Here is an 18,020-nt window from a genome sequence, read left to right as displayed (position 1 = left end):
AAATTCTATTCGATTTTAAAACTATATAAGTTTCCACCAGCTACACCGAGATACTCATCGGCAATAAAAAGCGTACTGTCATTTTTGAAGGCAACACTTTCCTTCTGAGATTCATAAGAAAACCGATAGCGTTTAGGCTTTGTTTTGAAGAGATCTTTGGAGTCTAAGTTCGAAAAAACAAATACAGAATTCTCTGTAAGAATGGCCATTTTATCACCTTTTGAATTTATATCAGCAGAGGTTACCCAGCATTGCGGTTCGTCACAGGTGTTAAAGCTACTTTTGAATTTTGCCTTATAATTTCCTCCTTCGGCTGGCAGCGTGTAAAGATTAGTTTTTCCTTTAGATTTTGGAGCACGACTCTTGGTGAATAAATAAAGACTGTCATTATGGAAAAAGAATGCTTCACAGTCAAAATGGCGCTTACTTTTTTTAGGAGGATATTTCTTCTGATCGGGGTATCTAAATTTGATGACCTCAGGCACAAGTGTATTCGAATTTTTTTTAAGCGAATCCGCTGCAATTTTCAAAATTGATAATTTCTTACTGTCGTTACTATTATTACCAAAATTTCCAATGTAAAGGTTGCCATCTGGATCCATCGTAAGGTCTTCCCAATCTCTATTTTTGGCTTTAATTTTAATAGTTCTGGCTATTTTACCTGAACCATCAATTCCAAAAAGTACTGGCTTATTACCGCTATCATTAACCATCCAAATAACATTGTTGGTTGTATCAATAGCAATACCCGATACTTCACTTAGGCCAATTGGTAAGTCTACAAGGGTTTTGAGTTTGCCTGTATCACAACTTACCACAAGAAGTAAAAGAATTATTAGACTTTTGAACTTTATCATCGTAATTTTAGTGTTTCAATTCGCAACATTGAGTCAACGTAAAGATATTATAATTATTGGAGGTGGGGCTGCGGGATTTTTCGCTGCAATAAACATTGCTGAGCAAAATCCGGAGTTATCGGTTGCCATTTTAGAACGTGGGAAATCGGGTTTGCAAAAAGTGAAAATTTCAGGTGGCGGCCGCTGTAATGTAACACATGCCGAATTTATTCCTTCTGAATTGGTTCAGAATTATCCAAGAGGAGAAAAAGAACTATTAGGCCCATTTCATACGTTTATGACTGGTGATACAATCGCTTGGTTTGAGGAGCGTGGTGTGGAGCTTAAGATTGAAGACGATGGAAGGATGTTTCCAGTATCTAATTCGTCTCAAACTATCGTAGATTGTTTTCTTCATGAAGCAAAAAAACATAAGGTCAACGTTCTTTACAATCATGTGGTTAAGTCTATTCAGCCAGAAGAATCTAGTTTCACACTTGAAACCTCGCAGGGCAATTTTATTTGTAACAAATTATTGATTGCCACTGGGAGTAGTCCTAAAGTATGGCGCCTGTTAGAGCAAATTGGTCACCATGTAATTTCACCGGTGCCGTCCTTATTTACTTTCGATATTAAGGATGAACGAATTAAAGATATTCCTGGTGTCGTGGCTAAAGATGTCACTGTAAAAGTCTTAGGAACGGATTTAATTTCAGAAGGGCCATTGCTTATTACCCATGTTGGGATGAGCGCACCTGCAATACTCAAGTTATCGGCATTTGGAGCATTAACACTAGCTAAACTCAACTATAACTTTAATATCGAAGTCAATTTTATTAAACAAGATTCTGCTTTGTGCCTGGAAGCTTTAAAAGATTTGAAAATACAGTTGGCCAAAAAGCAGGTAACTGGCACATCACAATTTGATTTACCCAAGCGCCTTTGGAAGAAATTAGTTTTGGCATCTCAAATTGATGAGAACACGCGTTGGGCTGATCTAAATAAAGTACAGTTAAATCAACTAGCAACCCAATTAACTGCGGCAAATTTTAAGGTGACAGGGAAGAGCACCTTTAAAGAAGAGTTTGTTACGGCAGGAGGTGTAGATCTAAAAGACATCAATTTTAAAACCTTCGAAAGTAAGATCATTCCAAATTTATATTTTGCTGGTGAGGTTATAAATGTGGATGCAGTTACTGGAGGGTTTAATTTTCAGAATGCCTGGACTGGCGCTTATATTGTATCACAATCTATAGGAAAATCATGATCACATATATCGTATTGCTTAGAGGGATTAATGTAGGTGGGCATAAGAAAGTGCCAATGGCAGAACTCAGGGAAGTATTAACGAAGTCTGGCTTTAAGGCAGTGAAAACCTATATTCAGAGTGGAAATGTAATTTTCAAGTCAGAGATAGAAAATCAAAGTGAAATTGAAACGATTATGAAAACTTCAATTTTAGAACATTTTGGTTTTGATGTGTCGGTTTTAGTGAGAACACGAGAGCAACTTCTCAAAATTTTTGACGATTGCCCATTCTCTGAAAACATAAAAATGAATAGCTATTTTGCAATACTTTCAAAGATTCCAGATGATAAGCTTGTAAAAGAAGCATCTGAGAAAACCTACGAAAACGAAGATTATCATATTCTTAATGATTGTTTGTATTTATACTGTTCGCAAGGTTATGGTAAGGCTAAGTTCAATCTAAATTATTTTGAAATGAAATTAGATGTCAGTGCCACATCCCGAAATTATAAGACCATGATAAAATTATTAGCGATGTCTGCAGAAATCTAATTCAAGCCGTTGGAATTCGTTATTTTTGCATCAGAAAAATTTGAATATGACTGCACAAGATTTTATTCTTGAATCTTATAACTCAACAATTGAAAAAGGAAAAGTAAAATGGTCCTCTCCAAGCAATATTGCGTTGGTAAAATATTGGGGTAAGCGCGATCAACAGATTCCGCAAAATCCATCGATAAGTTTTACACTTTCAAACTGTAAAACCATTACTGAAGTGACTTATGTGAAAAAAGATTCTTCAGATTTCAGCTTTGATGTAATTTTTGAAGGCGTAAAAAATGAGGCGTTCAAACCTAAGATCGAAACCTTCTTTAAACGAATTGAAGCCTATGTGCCTTTTCTTAAAGATTATCATTTTACGATAGATACTTCCAATACTTTTCCGCATAGTTCAGGTATTGCCTCTTCAGCCTCCGGGATGAGTGCACTAGCCATGTGCTTAATGAGCATTGAACAAGAATTAGGTGCTCAGTATTCAGAGGAGTTTGTTATCAAAAAAGCGTCTTTTCTCGCAAGATTAGGCTCTGGGAGTGCTTGTAGGAGTATTGAAGGCGAACTTGTAGTTTGGGGACAAAACGATAGTACTGATAGTTCAGATTTATATGGAATTAAATTTGACGGTGATATTCATCCTAACTTTAAAAATTATCAGGATACAATTTTACTGGTTGATAAGGGCGAAAAGCAGGTGAGTAGTACAGTAGGGCATAAACTAATGCACGGCCATCCATTTGCTGATGAACGTTTTAAGCAGGCGCATGATAATCTGGCAAAACTAAAGTCTATTTTTGCTTCAGGCGACCTAGAGAATTTTGTAAAAATTGTAGAAAGTGAAGCACTAACGCTTCATGCAATGATGATGACCAGTATGCCTTATTTCATTTTAATGAAACCTAATACTCTAGAGGTCATAAATAAGATATGGGCCTATAGAAAAGCAAATAATTCTAATGTGTGTTTTACGCTAGATGCAGGTGCAAACGTGCATGTTTTATATCCGGAAAGTGAACAGGATTCTGTTCTTGAGTTTATAAAAAATGAATTGTCAGACTATTGTCAAAATCAACAGTACATCGTTGATTTTGTTGGAAATGGAGCTGAAAAATTGAAAATTAACTAAGCCTTAGCGTTTGATTATAAACCTTATAGGATTATAATACGTATATTTGCAGTAGTTAATAGCACAAATCAAAATGAAAGGACCACTTTTTTATTCTAAAATCTTACTCTTTGGAGAGTACGGAATTATTAAGGATTCTAAAGGATTATCTATCCCATATAATTTTTATAATGGTGCTTTAAAGGTGGATGAAAATCCATCGCAAGAGGCTATTAAATCTAACGAAAGTTTGAAGCGTTTTGCATCGTATTTAGAAAATCTTGATGAGGGTTTAGTGACTTTCGATATTGAGAAATTAAAGAACGATGTCGATGCTGGAATGTACTTTGACTCTTCAATTCCACAAGGTTATGGCGTTGGAAGTAGTGGCGCATTGGTAGCGGCTATTTACGATAAATATGCTTCTGATAAGATCACAGTCCTTGAAAATTTAACGCGAGAAAAACTTCTTAAGTTAAAAGCCATCTTTGCTGAAATGGAATCGTTTTTCCATGGAAAATCATCAGGCTTAGATCCGTTAAATAGTTACTTGAGTCTTCCGATTTTGATTAATTCAAAAGATAATATTGAAGCAACAGGAATTCCTTCTCAAAAAACCGAAGGAAAGGGAGCGGTATTTTTATTAGATAGTGGAATAGTTGGTGAAACTGCACCAATGGTTAGCATTTTTATGGAAAACATGAAGAATGAAGGCTTCCGTAGTATGTTAAAAGAACAATTCATAAAACATACAGATGCTTGTGTTGATGATTTCCTAAAAGGCGATATCAAATCATTATTCAGAAATACGAAACAATTGTCGAAAGTGGTGTTGAATAATTTCAAACCTATGATTCCGGCGCAATTTCACGAACTTTGGAAAAAGGGAATTGAAACCAACGATTACTATTTAAAGCTTTGTGGTTCTGGTGGTGGAGGCTATATCTTAGGATTTACCGAAGATATCGATAAGGCTAAAGCAGCTCTTGAAGGTCAGAAGTTAGAAGTTGTTTACAACTTTTAATCAATAATATAATACACACAAACCTCACTCGTAAAGCCTACTTGTGAGGTTTTTTAATTCTTATCTATGCTATCGAGACGGCAGAAACATATTCTTCTTAAATTTTTTAGTCTCTTTTCGGTAGTTCGTGGTTATAATATTCTTGTAATTGTTATTGCCCAATATTTGGCTTCTATTTACATTTTCGCACCCGATAAACCCTTAGGGGCAGTATTGTTTGATCTGAATTTATTAATGCTCGTATTGGCGTCTTCGGCTACAATTGCGGCAGGATATATTATCAATAATTTTTACGATTCTGAGAAGGATCTAATTAACAGACCAAGAAAAACAATGCTCGATCGGTTAGTGAGTCAAAACACTAAGTTGTCCTTCTATTTTATTCTGAATTTTCTGGCTATAGTATTTGCAAGCTATGTATCCTTTAGAGCAGTAATCTTTTTTGCCCTCTATATTTTTGCGATTTGGATGTATTCTCATCGCTTGAAGAAACTACCAATGACTGGGAATTTAGTTTCAGCTATACTCACAGTCACTCCCTTTTTCGTCATATTTATTTATTACAAAAATTTTGAGTTGGTGATATTCGCGCACGCTATATTTTTGTTCTTATTGGTGTCAATGCGCGAATTGACTAAAGATCTCGAAAATTTAAAAGGAGATTTGGCATTAGACTATAAGACTGTACCCGTTGTTTATGGCGAAAAGATGTCGAAATACATGCTAACTATTTTGGCAGTATTAACGATTATAGTTGGAATTGTTCTTATACTATTTTTCAAAATCGGGCATATGTATTATTTCTTTTATTTGAGTGTAATGTTGTTGTCAATTTTCCTACTTATAGTCTGGAAATCGAATAGGAAAATGCATTATTTGCTTCTTCATAATATTCTCAAATTTATTATTGTTGCTGGGGTATTTTCTATTTTATTAATCGATGTTTCAGTAGTATTAAACCGTTTGTAAATGAATACAACCTTAAAAATTGCAATGGCTCAATTAGCCCCAGTTTGGTTAGATAAAGGAGCCACTTTAAACAAAATTGAAAAGGCCATCACAGATGCGGCTAAAGACAATTGCGAACTCATAGTTTTTGGTGAAGCCTTGTTGCCAGGCTATCCGTTTTGGTTGGCTTTAACGGGTGGTGCAGAATGGAATACCAAAGTAAATAAAGAACTACATGCGCATTACGTAAGCCAATCTATTTGCATAGAAAAAGGCGAATTAGATGTGGTATGTAAATTAGCTAAAGAACATAAGATGGCCGTGTATCTCGGGATTATGGAACGCCCATTAGATCGAGGCGGACACAGCATTTATGCCTCATTAGTATATATTAATCCTGAAGGTGACATAAAATCTGTTCATAGAAAACTTCAACCAACCTACGACGAACGACTAACTTGGGCGCCAGGAGATGGCAACGGATTGCAGGTGCATCCATTAAAAGCCTTTACCGTTGGCGGATTAAATTGTTGGGAGAATTGGATGCCATTACCCAGAACGGCCCTGTATGGTCAAGGGGAAAACCTTCATATCGCGGTTTGGCCAGGAAGTGATCATAATACCAAGGACATCACACGATTTATAGCAAGAGAATCGCGCTCTTTTGTGGTTTCGGTTTCAAGTTTAATGTCTAAATCAGATTTTCCTGAAAATACGCCACATCTCGAGGCCATATTAAAAAATGCACCCGATACATTGGCTAATGGAGGAAGTTGTATTGCTGGTCCGGATGGCGAATGGATTGTAGAACCCGTAATTCATAAGGAAGGATTGATTATTCAAAGTATTGATTTTAATCGTGTGTTAGAAGAACGTCAGAACTTCGATCCTGTTGGGCATTATTCGAGACCAGATGTTACAAAACTTACGGTAAATCGAGAACGTCAATCTACAGTTGAAATAAAGTAGTTAATCTTAACTATTATTATACCTTTGCAGCGCAATTCAACAAGGGTAGGTCTCCAGTTGTAAAAAAGTATTAAAATGAACAGAAATCAAGGTAGCAGAGGAAAGAAGAAGTTTCAGGGAAGAGGCAATGCTCCTTCTAAGAAAAAGTCACAACCAAAAAATAAATCCAATTCAGATGAAATTCGATTGAATAAATTCATCTCAAATTCTGGTGTGTGTTCACGCCGTGAAGCAGATGAAAACATTGCAATCGGACTCGTAACTGTTAATGGAAAGGTTGTTACCGAAATGGGCTATAAGGTAAAGCCAACAGATGAGGTTCGTTTCGATGGTCAACGCATTACTCCCGAGGCCAAGGTTTATGTTTTACTTAATAAACCTAAAGGTTTTGCAACTACAACTTCAGAAGGAAAAGGACGTACGGTAATGGATTTGGTAGCAAATGCAACTTCGGCTAATATTAGACCAATAGGGCGTCTTGGGAGAAATTCCTTAGGTTTATTACTCTTCACTAACGATGAGAAAGTAGTTCAGAAATTCACAAATTCTAAACAAGGTGTAGCACGTTTATTTCAGGTTGAATTAAATAAAAATTTGAAGTTTGAAGACTTGAAAAAAATTCAGGAAGGCTTCAAGGTAGATGGTAAATTAATCACTGTTGAAGAGATCAGTTATATTGAAGGCGAGTCTAAAAACAACATTGGTATCAAAATAAAGAATACCGGAAATTCTATCCTCAGAACTATTTTTGAAACGCTTAATTACGACTTGGTAAAAATCGATTGTGTGGCAATTGCACATCTAACTAAAAAAGATATACCACGAGGCCATTGGAAGCATCTCACACAACAGGAAGTGAATACGCTGAAGATGCTTTAATTTTCTACGTTGACCGTATACGTCGAAATCAGATTGTCATCTAAATACAGATGCACATCATAAAATCCTTTTCGCTTGAATTGATGCTCAAGTTTTAAAGATCTATTCTCAATAGAGATAGAGGTTGGGCTTGTTGACCAGGCACCATTCCCATTGTCGAGATAAAGTTTTACACGATCGGGATTCACCGTGGTTTTAAGTTCGTAATTGAAAGCTACTTTTTCATTCTTTTTTATTTCATGATGCATTTGTTTTGGTGCATTATGAAGTTCAAGATTTCTATAGGCATTACCGTAAATAACGGGTGAAGCTAAAAATTGTTCGAACGTTGGAATGTTGTCTTCCAGTAACCACCATTTACTATCAATTGGAAAGTGATTTACAGCAAATAGTTTCGGATTGGCAAGAAAGAATCCATCGTTGTAATTAAAGACAAAACTTTTGGTCTTTGGATTCGGAATACCACTCGCCCAGGTTGGGTCGCAGAGATACCATTTACCATTCAATTTTACAGAATTCCACGAATGATTAGGCAATTCTAAGGTTTCAATATTAGTTGTACTAACGCGCCCATACCCATGAACGATCTCACATTCTAAATTAGTTAAATCCGCAAGAGCCTTTACTAAATAAGCGTATCCCGTGCAGATGGTTCGTTTTTTTCTTAGAAGCTTTTTAAAAAGTTGCCTTCTGAACTTGTTGTTCCAAGCATCGAGTTTAAGACTGTCGTTTCTAAAGTGATGCCGCTTGCGATTATTCTTTAGATAAAGTGGGTAATCATTTGCAATATTAGCACATACCCAGCGGTATATAGCTCTAAACTGCTCGACTTCTGTATTGAGATTGGCGGTTAACTTAAAAGCTAGTTCAGGTAAATTTGTTAAACGCTCATTATTGTAGGACAAAGCTATGCTGTCCGCTTTTCGAAAATCTACGGTTTCAAAATCGGAAATTTGCGCATGAAGCCCGCCTACAATAAAGCAGAATACGTAAAGAACAGATTTGTACAAAATCTAGATTAGTTCTTTTTCTTTTTGCGTTTCGTTTTGTAAGGCGTATTGGCGTCTAAATCACCCATCATTTCTACCATATCTAGTTCTAACTCCAATTTAATGTAGTTGTTTTTAGCACCGATAGTAATGTTTTGAGTAGTGTAGCCAAGATAACTGAAGACTAAAACGTCACCCGTTTTTAATTTTTTAGGGAAGGTAAATTCGCCATTTATATCTGTGGAAGTACCAACTCTTTCACCTTTCAAAGTAATGTTAACGCCTGGTAAAGGCCCATCTTCATTTACAACTAAACCTGTAATTGTGCGATCTTCAGTTTGACCATAAGAAGTGTCAAACGCCAATAATGCTACCATTAAAATAGCGATAAAACCAAAGGTTTTAAATGTGGACTTTGTAGTTAAATCTAGTGTTTTCATAATATTTGAGTTTTGTTCACCGCTAAACTATAGACTTTGGTTAAAGATATGAAATACACTTGAGTTATCTATGTGTTTCTTTGAGTAAAGTATATGTTTTGGTTAGTGTGCTGATTTTATCTATTTCTTAGATTTAGATCGTGTTTCGTTAATTGACCGGTGTTGTGAGCTAAATCAGTGCGCTATTTTCTGCAAGCGCATTCGTGGTGTTCATTGAGATATGCTATTGACTCAGCACATAATTGTTCTAAAACATCAACATTGATATCCGACAACTTTTTCATGTAAATACAAGCTTTTCCCATTTTAAATTTACCAAAATCATTTAGCAACTTTCTGCTTTTTTCTGTATCTGAATATACGTATAATGAAAACTGTGCCTTTCTTGGTGAAAACCCTAGCATAGGTGCATCACCTTCATGACCGCTAGCATATTTGTAGTGATAACTCCCAAAACCAATTATGGTTGGTCCCCACATTTTTGGTTCAAAACCAGACCATTTCGTCATCAATCGAATTAATTCGTGGCTATCTGCCTTCTTCTGTTCATTATCAACGTAAGATTCTATAAAATCATTCACATTGACTTCCGTTGCCGTAGTTTTGTTCTTTGCCATTGTTATAAAAAGTTGTCTTTCTGAAATTTACGAAATATTAAACTAATGCTTAAAAAGCATCAAATCAACGCTTTATTAGAACGTGATTGAATTGATTTTGAGAATGAGTATAGAGTTTATTCTTTCTTGAAATATTTTTTAAACGTTAACATAACGACACCAACTCGTTATGAGTGCTCGCATAAAAAGTCACTAAAATTAATATTCACTTAATATTTCTAATGAATTCCTTTGTATATTAGTATCAATCAACCTACTAAAATAAAATGAAGGATAATCTAAAACGTGTCATTGTCGACTTTAAAAAATTGACTCCTGCAATTCTAGCTTTGCTTGTAGAGAAATATCCAGATGGCTATGATGACGATCATATCATCACCTTCAGAAATGCTAAAAACGAAATCATCGACGCGGTTGAAGTTACAACTGATGATACCAAATATTTGGTGAAAGTTAGTACTAAGCTCGCGGAGACCATGGAGAACTATGACGAAGATGATTATGAAGATTACAACGATGATGACCCTGAAGCAGTTCAGCCGCCAGCAGCAGATCTCGAAGATTAAATTTTAATTCGTTTTTGCAAGCATACTTCCCAGATAAATACTGAAAAAACAATCAGATATTCTAGGGCGATAATCCATAGATTTTCAGATTTGTCTTCTGTTCCAATACCAAGGTATGAGAGATAGCTTAATATGATCACTACACTCCAAATCAAAGGATAACGATATCGCGCGAATATACAGAGCATAACTAAGGTTCCGATATACCATGGATGTACCGTTGTACTTAGAAATAGATAGCAACTGAAAGCTATTAATATTGCTGTTGTTAGTTTAGGAATCGTATTGTTATTTTTGAAAAATGAAAACCCTAAAATGATCAGCACTGATATGACAGGTAAGATCTTGGCAATTATGGCAATTTCATTATATCCCGTGATGGAATAACCAATAGCTCTGGCGATGTAATAAATGCTTGCATTAAATTCAAAATCACCGAACCAGAGTCCGACGGTCTTCGAATAATTATTTATGAATTCCATTGAAAAAAACGGAAGGAATAGTAAAATCACAGTGAGCATTGTAATGCTGTAAAAGAAGATGAGGCGTTTTACACCAGCCAGTATTTCATCTTTTTTCACAAACCACCAAAAGAACAAGGGTAAGAACATTAGTGGAATCAGTTTCACAGAAATGGAACAAGCCAATAAGATGGCAGCCCAAACCCAACGCTGTTTATACAAAAGATAAAATGACCATACCAAGAAAAAGATCATTACGCCTTCAAAATGTAAATTTCCGGTAAATTCTATAATGATAAAAGGGTTAAGTATATACCAAAAGATTCGATTTGAAGGGAGTTTAAGGGCTTCAAGAAGTTTTTTTCCGAAGTATAAGGTTCCCATATCTGCGGCAATAATTAGTAGTCGCATCCCAATTACAGAACTTAGAATACTTTGACCAGGAAATAGATTTCCGAGGATAAAACACAACTGATTTAATGGTGGATAATTTGTAAAATGCATGGCACTTAATTCGCCCATACCACTGTGTAATTCAACTTGATTAGGAAAATTGGACAACATACCCATTTCCATTTGGTAATCGGGCGTTGTGAGATATGGATTAAATCCGGCTAAGCTCATCTGACCGTCCCAAATAAACCTGAAGAAATCCTGCGATAAATTAGGGATAGCAAATAAGAACATAAGTCTAAATAGGATAGCAGCAAATACCAGAACTCTATAATAAAACCCCGAAGATTTAATAATCTGATAGGCAAAAACAAACAAAGCGGCATAAAGTAATACAAGCTTCAAAGCTTCTGTGCGCTCCAAGCCATAGGCGAACCAGAGGTACAGGATGCTACTAATAAGTATGTAGGCTAGAGTGGTTGCCTTATACTTGAAAATGTTGGTTAGTCCTAGCATGAATTCAAATATAGAATTATTTAAAATGCTTATGTAGTCGTATTAAAAAAAGAATAATAACTTTAAAAACTAGAAAATTTAAGATGAGTCATTCCATTTATTTCAATTTCCTTATTAAAAGCGATAAGTTCAGTGTTTACAGAGCGGTATCTGAACCCGAGCACTTGGTGAATTGGTGGCCTTTGAAATGCAGTGGAATTCCGAAAGTGGGTGAATCCTATAATTTTAATTTTACGAATGAATATGATTGGTATGCAGAAGTGAAAAGTGCTAAACAATGGGAACATATTCATTACAAGATGACCAAGTCTGATCCAGATTGGGATCCTACGTCATTCGGCTTTGATCTGGAAGAAAAAACTGATGGAATCTACCTTAAGTTTTTTCATGAGGATTGGCCAGAGTGCAATACGCACTTTAAACATTCATCCTTTTGTTGGGCCATGTTATTAAAGGGTCTGAAAGATTATTTAGAAAAAGGAATTGTAGTTCCGTTTAAGGACAGAGAATAGTTGGTTTATACTTTAGATCTGATGGATTTGAAAAAGACATAACCAAAGCCTATAAAAAGCATTAGGTGGAATGGGAATAACCCGAAGTCACCACCTTGATCTCCAACGATGAAGGCGCTGTACAAACCAAATCCAAAGTAAAGCATCAATAAGCCTTCTATAATAACATTGGAGGATAATTTCTTTCTAAGGTATTTATTGTTTTTCCAGTTGTCTTTGAACTTTCTAATATTAAATTTTGGCGTTCTTACAAATTCACTTTTCTTACCAACATGCCCTTCAATTACCGCAATGGAGTTATGTAGTGAAAAGCCCATGGCAATTGAGAAGAATGTAAAAAACATTCCAACGTACCCAAAAAACTTCTTGAAGCCACTACCGTATATGTTTCGGTACATAAACCAATAGCACACAAAGAAGATAATAGTACTCATAATGAAGAAACTCATCACATAGAAATAGTCTCTTAAGTGCGCATATTCATTCTTGATGTATAGCATAGGAATACTTAACACCGCAACTACAAAAATGCTCAAAAACATCGAGCTATTCAGTAAATGAAGCAAGCCGTGAACCTTAGTTTTTGCAGAAATGTTAGGCGATTTGATAACACGCCAAAGCATTTTCCTGAAGTTTTCAGCGCCACCTTTATTCCAACGGAATTGCTGAGACCTTGCTGCACTAATTACAATTGGTAATTCTGCAGGTGTTTCAACATCTTCAAGATATTTGAATTTCCAGTTTTTTAGTTGCGCTCTATAGCTCAGATCGAGGTCTTCAGTTAATGTGTCACCTTCCCAATTTCCGGCATCAATAATACAGTCCTTACGCCATACGCCAGCCGTTCCATTGAAGTTTATAAAATGACCCTTGCTATTTCTTCCAACTTGTTCTAAAGTAAAATGTGCATCTAAGGCAAATGCCTGAATTTTGGTAAGCAATGAATAATTTCTATTGATGTGCCCCCAACGCGTTTGCACAACGCCTATTTCTTCATTCTTAAAATACGGAACAGTACGCTTTAACCAATTGGGTTGAGGTAAAAAGTCGGCGTCGAAGATGGCGATAAATTCACCCTTCGCAATTTCTAAACCTTCTTTTAAGGCACCAGCTTTGAATCCAACACGATTCTCTCTGGTAATATGCTTGATATCTAAACCAGTTGCAGCTAATTTCTCAACATGGGCTTTCGTAGTGTGAACCGTTTCATCCGTAGAATCATCTAAAACCTGAATCTCTAATTTATCTTTCGGATAATCGAGCAACGCAATGTTATCTAACAAGCGTTCCATTACATACATCTCATTAAATACAGGAAGTTGAACGGTTACAAACGGAACTTCGTCAGGATTATCAAGATCGAAAGTGTCGCACTTATCGCTTTTCTTTTTTGAAGACAAATAGTTGTATAGCAGATTTAGTTGCGCCAATGCATACATGAAGATAAGCACAATGGCAATCGTGTAAATGATAATAACTAAATACTGTAAATAAATCACTTAAAACTGTATTTAAATATCCACCAAAGGATTTTTACGCCTGCAAATATAGCACCTTTTATGGTTCCTGAAACTTTTGAGACCCCTATTCTGTTTCTATAGTTCACAGGAATTTCGCGATAGCTGAGTTTTTGTTTTAATGCTTTGAGTTGCATTTCTACAGTCCAGCCATAAGTTTTGTCCTCCATTTTTAGGTTTAGGAGCTTTTCATACTTAATAGCTCTAAAAGGTCCGAGGTCAGTAAAAGTGGATCTAAAAAATAATTTCATTAAGCTGGTAGCCAGCCAGTTTCCGAAGATTTGCGGACCAGTCATGGAGCCGTTTTCGCGCAATTCTTTAACGCGTGCTCCGATGACAAAGTCGATATCTTCTTCAATTATCGGTTGAACGATCTTATTTAATTCTTCAGGATAATCGCTATAATCACCGTCTAAGAAGACGATTATATCTGGTCGATTTTCAGGATTTATTTTTGAAGTATTTGCAATGTGATCCATACCCTTTAGGCAAGCATAGCCATATCCTTTTCGAGTTTCTCTAAGAACAGTAGCACCCGCTTTTTGGGCGTTTAATTCGGTTTTATCGGTTGAATTGTTACTAACTACTATAACTTCGTCAACGCTATCGGGAATGTCATTAATTACTAATGAAATTGAATCTTCTTCGTTGTAGGCAGGAATGATGACCTTAATTTTCGTCATTAACTTCTTAAATCTGATAGCTTATTTTCTTTCTTGAATGACTTTAAATCCGTCCATTCTTTAATACGTTTACCATTTTCGTATTTAACAGCAGAGTATAATTCTTCATCTTTATACTTTAAGCAGTAACCATTTTTCTGATTATTGCTAAGCTGGCATTTATGATTGATCTTTTCATTTTCATCATAAAATAACCACCAATTTTGTTTTTTGCCGTTTACGAAATGTCCTTCGGACGTCTTTTTACCATTTCGGCTGTAAAATTGCCAATAGCTATTGAATTTTCCTAACTTAAATTGACCATCTTTTTCTAATTGCCCATTATTATAAAAAAATCGCCAGTAGCCACTTTCCTTATCATTTACATAATGGCCTTCTTTTTCAAGCATTCGGTTGTCGAAGTATATTTTCCAATACCCTGTTCGTTTGCCGTTTTTAAAAACGCCTGAGGTAAGTAAAGTACCATTTTTATGATAGAAGGTCCAGTGCTGAGAGGCAACGCCATTGGTGTAGTGCCCTTCTTTTTCTAAAGTTTTATTATTGTAGTAGAATCTCCAGAAGCCTTCTGGTTTATCGTTCACGAGGTGACCTTCTACTTTTGTATTTCCGTTTGAATAGTTGGCTCTCCAAAATCCGGTTTTAAGATCATTTTGATAATGGCCTTCTTCCTTTATATTTCCATTTGAATAATAGAATTTCCAAAAATCAGATTTTTTGCCATTCAACAGCCATCCTTCTTCTTTTAAGTTGCCATTATCGAAATAAGATTTGTGATATAGTTTTTGCCCAAACGCTGTTGTTGAAACAAAAAGTAGTATTAAAATGAATCGCATTATTTTTGATTTACAAGTTCCATTAGGTCCACATCGTTACCTAATAAAACCTCAGTCGGATTAATTCGACCTTTCATACTATCATTCTCTAATTTTAACACTCCTCTAGGACAAACAGCAGCACAAATTCCACAGCCCACACAGCTCGAACGCACAATGTTTTCGCCTTTTTGAGCATAATGTCTTACGTCGATTCCCATCTCGCAACTGTTAGAACAGTTTCCGCAAGAAATACACTGTCCGCCGTTAGTTGTGATTCTAAATTTTGAAAACAGTCGCTGCTGAAATCCTAAAATCGCAGCCATTGGACATCCAAATCTACACCAAGCTCTACTACCTAGAATTGGATAGAATCCTGTTCCTATAACTCCTGAAAAAATAGAGCCAATATAAATACCATAGGCAGATCTAAGACTCCCAGATTTTATGTAGAATAGTTGATCTGTGGTTCCTGTGAAATGCATTATGAGCAATAAGGCAATTGCGGTGAAAAACCCAATGGCACCATATTTTGCATCTTTTCCTAATTCTTGTCTTTTAAAGTACATTACACCGGCAAAGATGATGGTTAGAAAGCCAATTACCAGGCTAATAAATACGCCACGGGTTAACCAAAAATCATTACTGCTATAACCTAAATAGGTATAAACCATTGCGGTGGTCATTACTACCGAGAACACCAAAACCAAATGGATCAACCAGCGTTCTAATCGCCAAGAGGAGAGTTTTTTCGACGACAAATGTCTGAAGGAATCTCCTGCAGTTTCTGCTAATCCACCACAACCACAAACCCAGGAGCAGTACCAGCGTTTGCCAAATTTATAGGTGAGTATTGGTGTGATGACAAATATTGATAGGATACCAAAAATGATTAATGCCAATCCAATATTTCCGGTTGATAAGAATCCTTTCACTGACCATTCATCAAAAATGTAGTAGTTAAGTGGCCATATACTTTTGAGATCATAGTAAGGAAGATCATTGTTCATCACATACATGAACTCCGGGATTAGGAACGCAAAACCTAATTGAAAGAACATTACCGAAACCGTTCTCAATTGTTGGTAACGGTTATGCCTGTATTTCAGCATGAATTTATAGCCAAAAGCCAAAATAGCTATAGTATAAAGTGTTCCGTATACAAACCATTGGCTGGCATTTCTTCCGGAAAGCAATTGACTCAAGGGGTCAAAAAGACTAATGAGTCCGGTATTTTCTGCACCATCTTTCCCCAATCCTAAATACTGAGGATAGAAATAAAGTACAATGTAAAATGTGGTTAAAATGATTCCGACTGCCCATCCCCAAAAGCCTCGAGATGAAATAGATTTAAACCATTGGCCATCATTTTTGATGCCTTCTAATTTGTTGAGGTAAGCATTTCTAGAATAGATTACGGTGCCTACTACAATTAGACCTAAAGCCACGGTTAAAAATACACCTTCATAAGGGAAATTTGTATTGAATAAGGCCAAGGTTAAAATGAACAATCCAACAATTCCTATGCTAAGAGCGACCTTCTGTATTGTGGTTATATTTAGCGCATCTGGCCTTGCTAAAGACATGCTATGATTTAATTTATTACTCATGGTTATGCGGTTTGTAGTTGGTTGTTGTATGCATTTAAAATGTCGGTTTCAAAGCGTGAATAAAACTCTGGATCGAAGTTGGCTTCAGCAAGATTGTTGATCACATAGTCCACATCGCGTTTCTCAGTAAGCCATTTATCAAAAGTTTCGTGGCGCATTCTAATTCCGAAGGTATTTATCCCTAAAAATTCATTAGTGTTTTTATCATAGGCCACCGTGATGCATTTGGTGTCATCGTTGTGTTTCCAATGGAAATGCGCTTCGTGATCTGGGCGTCCTTTACTTCCAAATACCCAACCGTAAGTTTGATATTCAATATCCATGAACTTTGCTGAATTGAACCAATGCCCTGGTTTGTACTGAATACGATTTCCGCAAAGTGTTTGGGCTAATGTTTCGCCCATCATACGACCAGTGTACCATACGGCTTCAATTGGTCGTCTGTTGCCAATGGCTTCATGTTGTTCGGCACAGTCTCCAATGGCATAGACATCTTTGATATTGGTTTCGAGATAGCGGTTTACCTTAACGCCGCGACCAGTTTCAATTTCAGAATCTTTTAAAAAATCAATATTTGGAGAAACACCTGCTGTTAAACCCACAACATTGCATGGAATCTCCTCGCCTGTCTCTTCTATGATCACTGATTTCACTTTGCCGTTCTCGTCTGCTTTAATTTCTTTTAAGTTGGTTGATAGGCGCAAATCGATATGGTGATTTCTAATATGCCTGTTGATCATTTCACTTTCGCCATCTGGTAGAACGCCATTCCAAAAGCTAGATTCGCGCACTAGAAAGGTTACAGGAATACTTCTACTGTTAAGCATTTCGGCAAGTTCTATACCGATCAATCCACCACCAACAATGACTGCTCGTTCGCAAACCTCCTTATTTGGTGCATGTTTTTCGAGATTTTCTAAATCCTGTTTATGGTACATGCCCATTACCCCTTCAAGATCTTGTCCTGGCCAACCAAATTTATTGGGTTTGCTTCCAGTGGCAATCACCAATTTATCGTAAGTCATAGAATCACCTTTTGAAAAATGAAGTGTCTTTGAACTAGTATCTACTTTTTCAACATAGGCTTTTTTAAGATCGATACGATTCTTCTTCCAAAACCAATTCTCGTAAGGTTGGGTGTGTTCAAATTTCATATGCCCCATATAGATATACATTAAAGCTGTACGGGAGAAAAAATATTCGGTTTCAGCAGAAATAATTGTGATTTTTTTGTCGGAAAGCTTTCGGATATGTCTGGCTAAGGTAACACCAGAAATACCATTACCGATGATGACAATGTGTTCCATAAAATTTGATTGTTAGTGTTTGGTCAGTCGCAC

At 36.2% G+C, this 18,020-nt stretch carries 19 protein-coding genes; 9 read left to right on the top strand and 10 right to left on the bottom strand.

Annotation, left to right across the window (positions count from 1 at the left end; all coding sequences use genetic code 11):
- Positions 1–5 precede the first annotated feature (5 nt).
- Entirely contained in the window at positions 6–857 is an 852-nt protein-coding gene (locus DDY94_RS01535) for an NHL repeat-containing protein (protein WP_111682259.1), read from the bottom strand.
- A 28-nt stretch (positions 858–885) separates the two neighbouring features.
- Between DDY94_RS01535 and DDY94_RS01530 the strand changes: the two genes are divergently transcribed.
- The 7 genes from DDY94_RS01530 to DDY94_RS01500 all read left to right on the top strand — a co-directional run bounded on the left by DDY94_RS01530 (position 886) and on the right by DDY94_RS01500 (position 7,564).
- Positions 886–2,103, top strand: coding sequence for a BaiN/RdsA family NAD(P)/FAD-dependent oxidoreductase (locus DDY94_RS01530; protein WP_232817794.1), 1,218 nt, complete (start codon positions 886–888; stop codon positions 2,101–2,103).
- Positions 2,100–2,636, top strand: coding sequence for a DUF1697 domain-containing protein (locus DDY94_RS01525; RefSeq protein WP_111682257.1), 537 nt, complete (start codon positions 2,100–2,102; stop codon positions 2,634–2,636). The genes DDY94_RS01530 and DDY94_RS01525 overlap by 4 nt, the downstream gene beginning before the upstream one ends.
- 46 nt (positions 2,637–2,682) lie before the next feature.
- The gene (locus DDY94_RS01520; RefSeq protein WP_111682256.1) at positions 2,683–3,765 is read left to right on the top strand and encodes a diphosphomevalonate/mevalonate 3,5-bisphosphate decarboxylase family protein; all 1,083 of its coding nucleotides are present in this window, start codon (positions 2,683–2,685) and stop codon (positions 3,763–3,765) included.
- 73 nt (positions 3,766–3,838) lie between these two features.
- Positions 3,839–4,768, top strand: a complete 930-nt coding sequence (locus DDY94_RS01515; protein WP_111682255.1) for a mevalonate kinase family protein — start codon at positions 3,839–3,841, stop codon at positions 4,766–4,768.
- Positions 4,769–4,834: 66 nt separating this feature from the next.
- A complete protein-coding gene (locus DDY94_RS01510; RefSeq protein ID WP_111682254.1) occupies positions 4,835–5,737 on the top strand; it encodes a geranylgeranylglycerol-phosphate geranylgeranyltransferase in 903 nt (300 codons plus the stop codon).
- Complete coding sequence (locus DDY94_RS01505) at positions 5,738–6,685, top strand: carbon-nitrogen hydrolase family protein (protein WP_111682253.1); 948 nt, start codon at positions 5,738–5,740, stop codon at positions 6,683–6,685.
- A gap of 75 nt (positions 6,686–6,760) precedes the next feature.
- Positions 6,761–7,564: a pseudouridine synthase gene (locus DDY94_RS01500; protein WP_111682252.1), complete on the top strand. Its 804-nt coding sequence runs from the start codon at positions 6,761–6,763 to the stop codon at positions 7,562–7,564.
- Here DDY94_RS01500 and DDY94_RS01495 read toward each other — a convergent pair.
- From DDY94_RS01495 to DDY94_RS01485, 3 genes are all read right to left on the bottom strand, one after another.
- Positions 7,561–8,574, bottom strand: a complete 1,014-nt coding sequence (locus DDY94_RS01495) for a transglutaminase domain-containing protein (protein WP_111682251.1) — start codon at positions 8,572–8,574, stop codon at positions 7,561–7,563. The two genes, DDY94_RS01500 and DDY94_RS01495, sit on opposite strands and share 4 nt — an antisense overlap.
- Before the next feature lie 8 nt (positions 8,575–8,582).
- Entirely contained in the window at positions 8,583–8,993 is a 411-nt protein-coding gene (locus DDY94_RS01490; RefSeq protein ID WP_111682250.1) for a carboxypeptidase-like regulatory domain-containing protein, read from the bottom strand.
- Between the two features lie 182 nt (positions 8,994–9,175).
- On the bottom strand, positions 9,176–9,610 hold the full coding sequence (locus tag DDY94_RS01485; RefSeq protein ID WP_111682249.1) for a DUF1801 domain-containing protein: 435 nt from the start codon (positions 9,608–9,610) through the stop codon (positions 9,176–9,178).
- A 266-nt stretch (positions 9,611–9,876) separates the two neighbouring features.
- On the opposite strand from DDY94_RS01485, the gene DDY94_RS01480 reads away from it, so the two are divergent.
- Positions 9,877–10,176: a hypothetical protein gene (locus DDY94_RS01480; protein WP_111682248.1), complete on the top strand. Its 300-nt coding sequence runs from the start codon at positions 9,877–9,879 to the stop codon at positions 10,174–10,176.
- On the opposite strand, the gene DDY94_RS01475 is transcribed toward DDY94_RS01480, so the two are convergent.
- Complete coding sequence (locus tag DDY94_RS01475) at positions 10,173–11,546, bottom strand: glycosyltransferase family 58 protein (protein WP_111682247.1); 1,374 nt, start codon at positions 11,544–11,546, stop codon at positions 10,173–10,175. The two genes, DDY94_RS01480 and DDY94_RS01475, sit on opposite strands and share 4 nt — an antisense overlap.
- 83 nt (positions 11,547–11,629) lie before the next feature.
- On the opposite strand from DDY94_RS01475, the gene DDY94_RS01470 reads away from it, so the two are divergent.
- Positions 11,630–12,058, top strand: coding sequence for an SRPBCC family protein (locus DDY94_RS01470; RefSeq protein ID WP_111682246.1), 429 nt, complete (start codon positions 11,630–11,632; stop codon positions 12,056–12,058).
- A 5-nt stretch (positions 12,059–12,063) separates the two neighbouring features.
- On the opposite strand, the gene DDY94_RS01465 is transcribed toward DDY94_RS01470, so the two are convergent.
- The 5 genes from DDY94_RS01465 to DDY94_RS01445 are packed head-to-tail and all read right to left on the bottom strand — an operon-like array spanning position 12,064 to position 17,987.
- A complete protein-coding gene (locus tag DDY94_RS01465) occupies positions 12,064–13,497 on the bottom strand; it encodes a cellulose synthase family protein (RefSeq protein ID WP_394347003.1) in 1,434 nt (477 codons plus the stop codon).
- 56 nt (positions 13,498–13,553) lie between these two features.
- On the bottom strand, positions 13,554–14,258 hold the full coding sequence (locus tag DDY94_RS01460; RefSeq protein ID WP_111682245.1) for a glycosyltransferase family 2 protein: 705 nt from the start codon (positions 14,256–14,258) through the stop codon (positions 13,554–13,556).
- Positions 14,258–15,091 (bottom strand): toxin-antitoxin system YwqK family antitoxin, encoded by an 834-nt coding sequence (locus DDY94_RS01455; RefSeq protein ID WP_111682244.1) that lies wholly within the window; start codon positions 15,089–15,091, stop codon positions 14,258–14,260. Before DDY94_RS01455 ends, DDY94_RS01460 begins: the two co-directional genes overlap by 1 nt.
- Positions 15,091–16,680 carry a 4Fe-4S binding protein gene (locus tag DDY94_RS01450; protein ID WP_111682243.1) on the bottom strand — a complete coding sequence of 530 codons (1,590 nt, stop codon included), beginning with the start codon at positions 16,678–16,680 and terminating at the stop codon, positions 15,091–15,093. Before DDY94_RS01450 ends, DDY94_RS01455 begins: the two co-directional genes overlap by 1 nt.
- 2 nt (positions 16,681–16,682) lie before the next feature.
- A complete protein-coding gene (locus tag DDY94_RS01445; protein WP_111682242.1) occupies positions 16,683–17,987 on the bottom strand; it encodes an NAD(P)/FAD-dependent oxidoreductase in 1,305 nt (434 codons plus the stop codon).
- Positions 17,988–18,020 lie beyond the last annotated feature (33 nt).

It is taken from the genome of Winogradskyella tangerina (genome assembly GCF_003260205.1).
Classification (GTDB): Bacteria; Bacteroidota; Bacteroidia; order Flavobacteriales; family Flavobacteriaceae; genus Winogradskyella; species Winogradskyella tangerina.
This window is presented reverse-complemented; position numbering and strand designations above follow the sequence as displayed.

Coding starts and splice junctions, on each gene's coding strand:
- DDY94_RS01535 (WP_111682259.1), bottom strand. CDS start 857: ATGATAAAGTTCAAAAGTCTAATAATTCTTTTACTTCTTGTGGTAAGT.
- DDY94_RS01525 (WP_111682257.1), top strand. CDS start 2,100: ATGATCACATATATCGTATTGCTTAGAGGGATTAATGTAGGTGGGCAT.
- DDY94_RS01520 (WP_111682256.1), top strand. CDS start 2,683: ATGACTGCACAAGATTTTATTCTTGAATCTTATAACTCAACAATTGAA.
- DDY94_RS01515 (WP_111682255.1), top strand. CDS start 3,839: ATGAAAGGACCACTTTTTTATTCTAAAATCTTACTCTTTGGAGAGTAC.
- DDY94_RS01510 (WP_111682254.1), top strand. CDS start 4,835: ATGCTATCGAGACGGCAGAAACATATTCTTCTTAAATTTTTTAGTCTC.
- DDY94_RS01505 (WP_111682253.1), top strand. CDS start 5,738: ATGAATACAACCTTAAAAATTGCAATGGCTCAATTAGCCCCAGTTTGG.
- DDY94_RS01500 (WP_111682252.1), top strand. CDS start 6,761: ATGAACAGAAATCAAGGTAGCAGAGGAAAGAAGAAGTTTCAGGGAAGA.
- DDY94_RS01490 (WP_111682250.1), bottom strand. CDS start 8,993: ATGAAAACACTAGATTTAACTACAAAGTCCACATTTAAAACCTTTGGT.
- DDY94_RS01485 (WP_111682249.1), bottom strand. CDS start 9,610: ATGGCAAAGAACAAAACTACGGCAACGGAAGTCAATGTGAATGATTTT.
- DDY94_RS01480 (WP_111682248.1), top strand. CDS start 9,877: ATGAAGGATAATCTAAAACGTGTCATTGTCGACTTTAAAAAATTGACT.
- DDY94_RS01475 (WP_111682247.1), bottom strand. CDS start 11,546: ATGCTAGGACTAACCAACATTTTCAAGTATAAGGCAACCACTCTAGCC.
- DDY94_RS01470 (WP_111682246.1), top strand. CDS start 11,630: ATGAGTCATTCCATTTATTTCAATTTCCTTATTAAAAGCGATAAGTTC.
- DDY94_RS01465 (WP_394347003.1), bottom strand. CDS start 13,497: ATGTATGCATTGGCGCAACTAAATCTGCTATACAACTATTTGTCTTCA.
- DDY94_RS01460 (WP_111682245.1), bottom strand. CDS start 14,258: ATGACGAAAATTAAGGTCATCATTCCTGCCTACAACGAAGAAGATTCA.
- DDY94_RS01455 (WP_111682244.1), bottom strand. CDS start 15,091: ATGCGATTCATTTTAATACTACTTTTTGTTTCAACAACAGCGTTTGGG.
- DDY94_RS01450 (WP_111682243.1), bottom strand. CDS start 16,680: ATGAGTAATAAATTAAATCATAGCATGTCTTTAGCAAGGCCAGATGCG.
- DDY94_RS01445 (WP_111682242.1), bottom strand. CDS start 17,987: ATGGAACACATTGTCATCATCGGTAATGGTATTTCTGGTGTTACCTTA.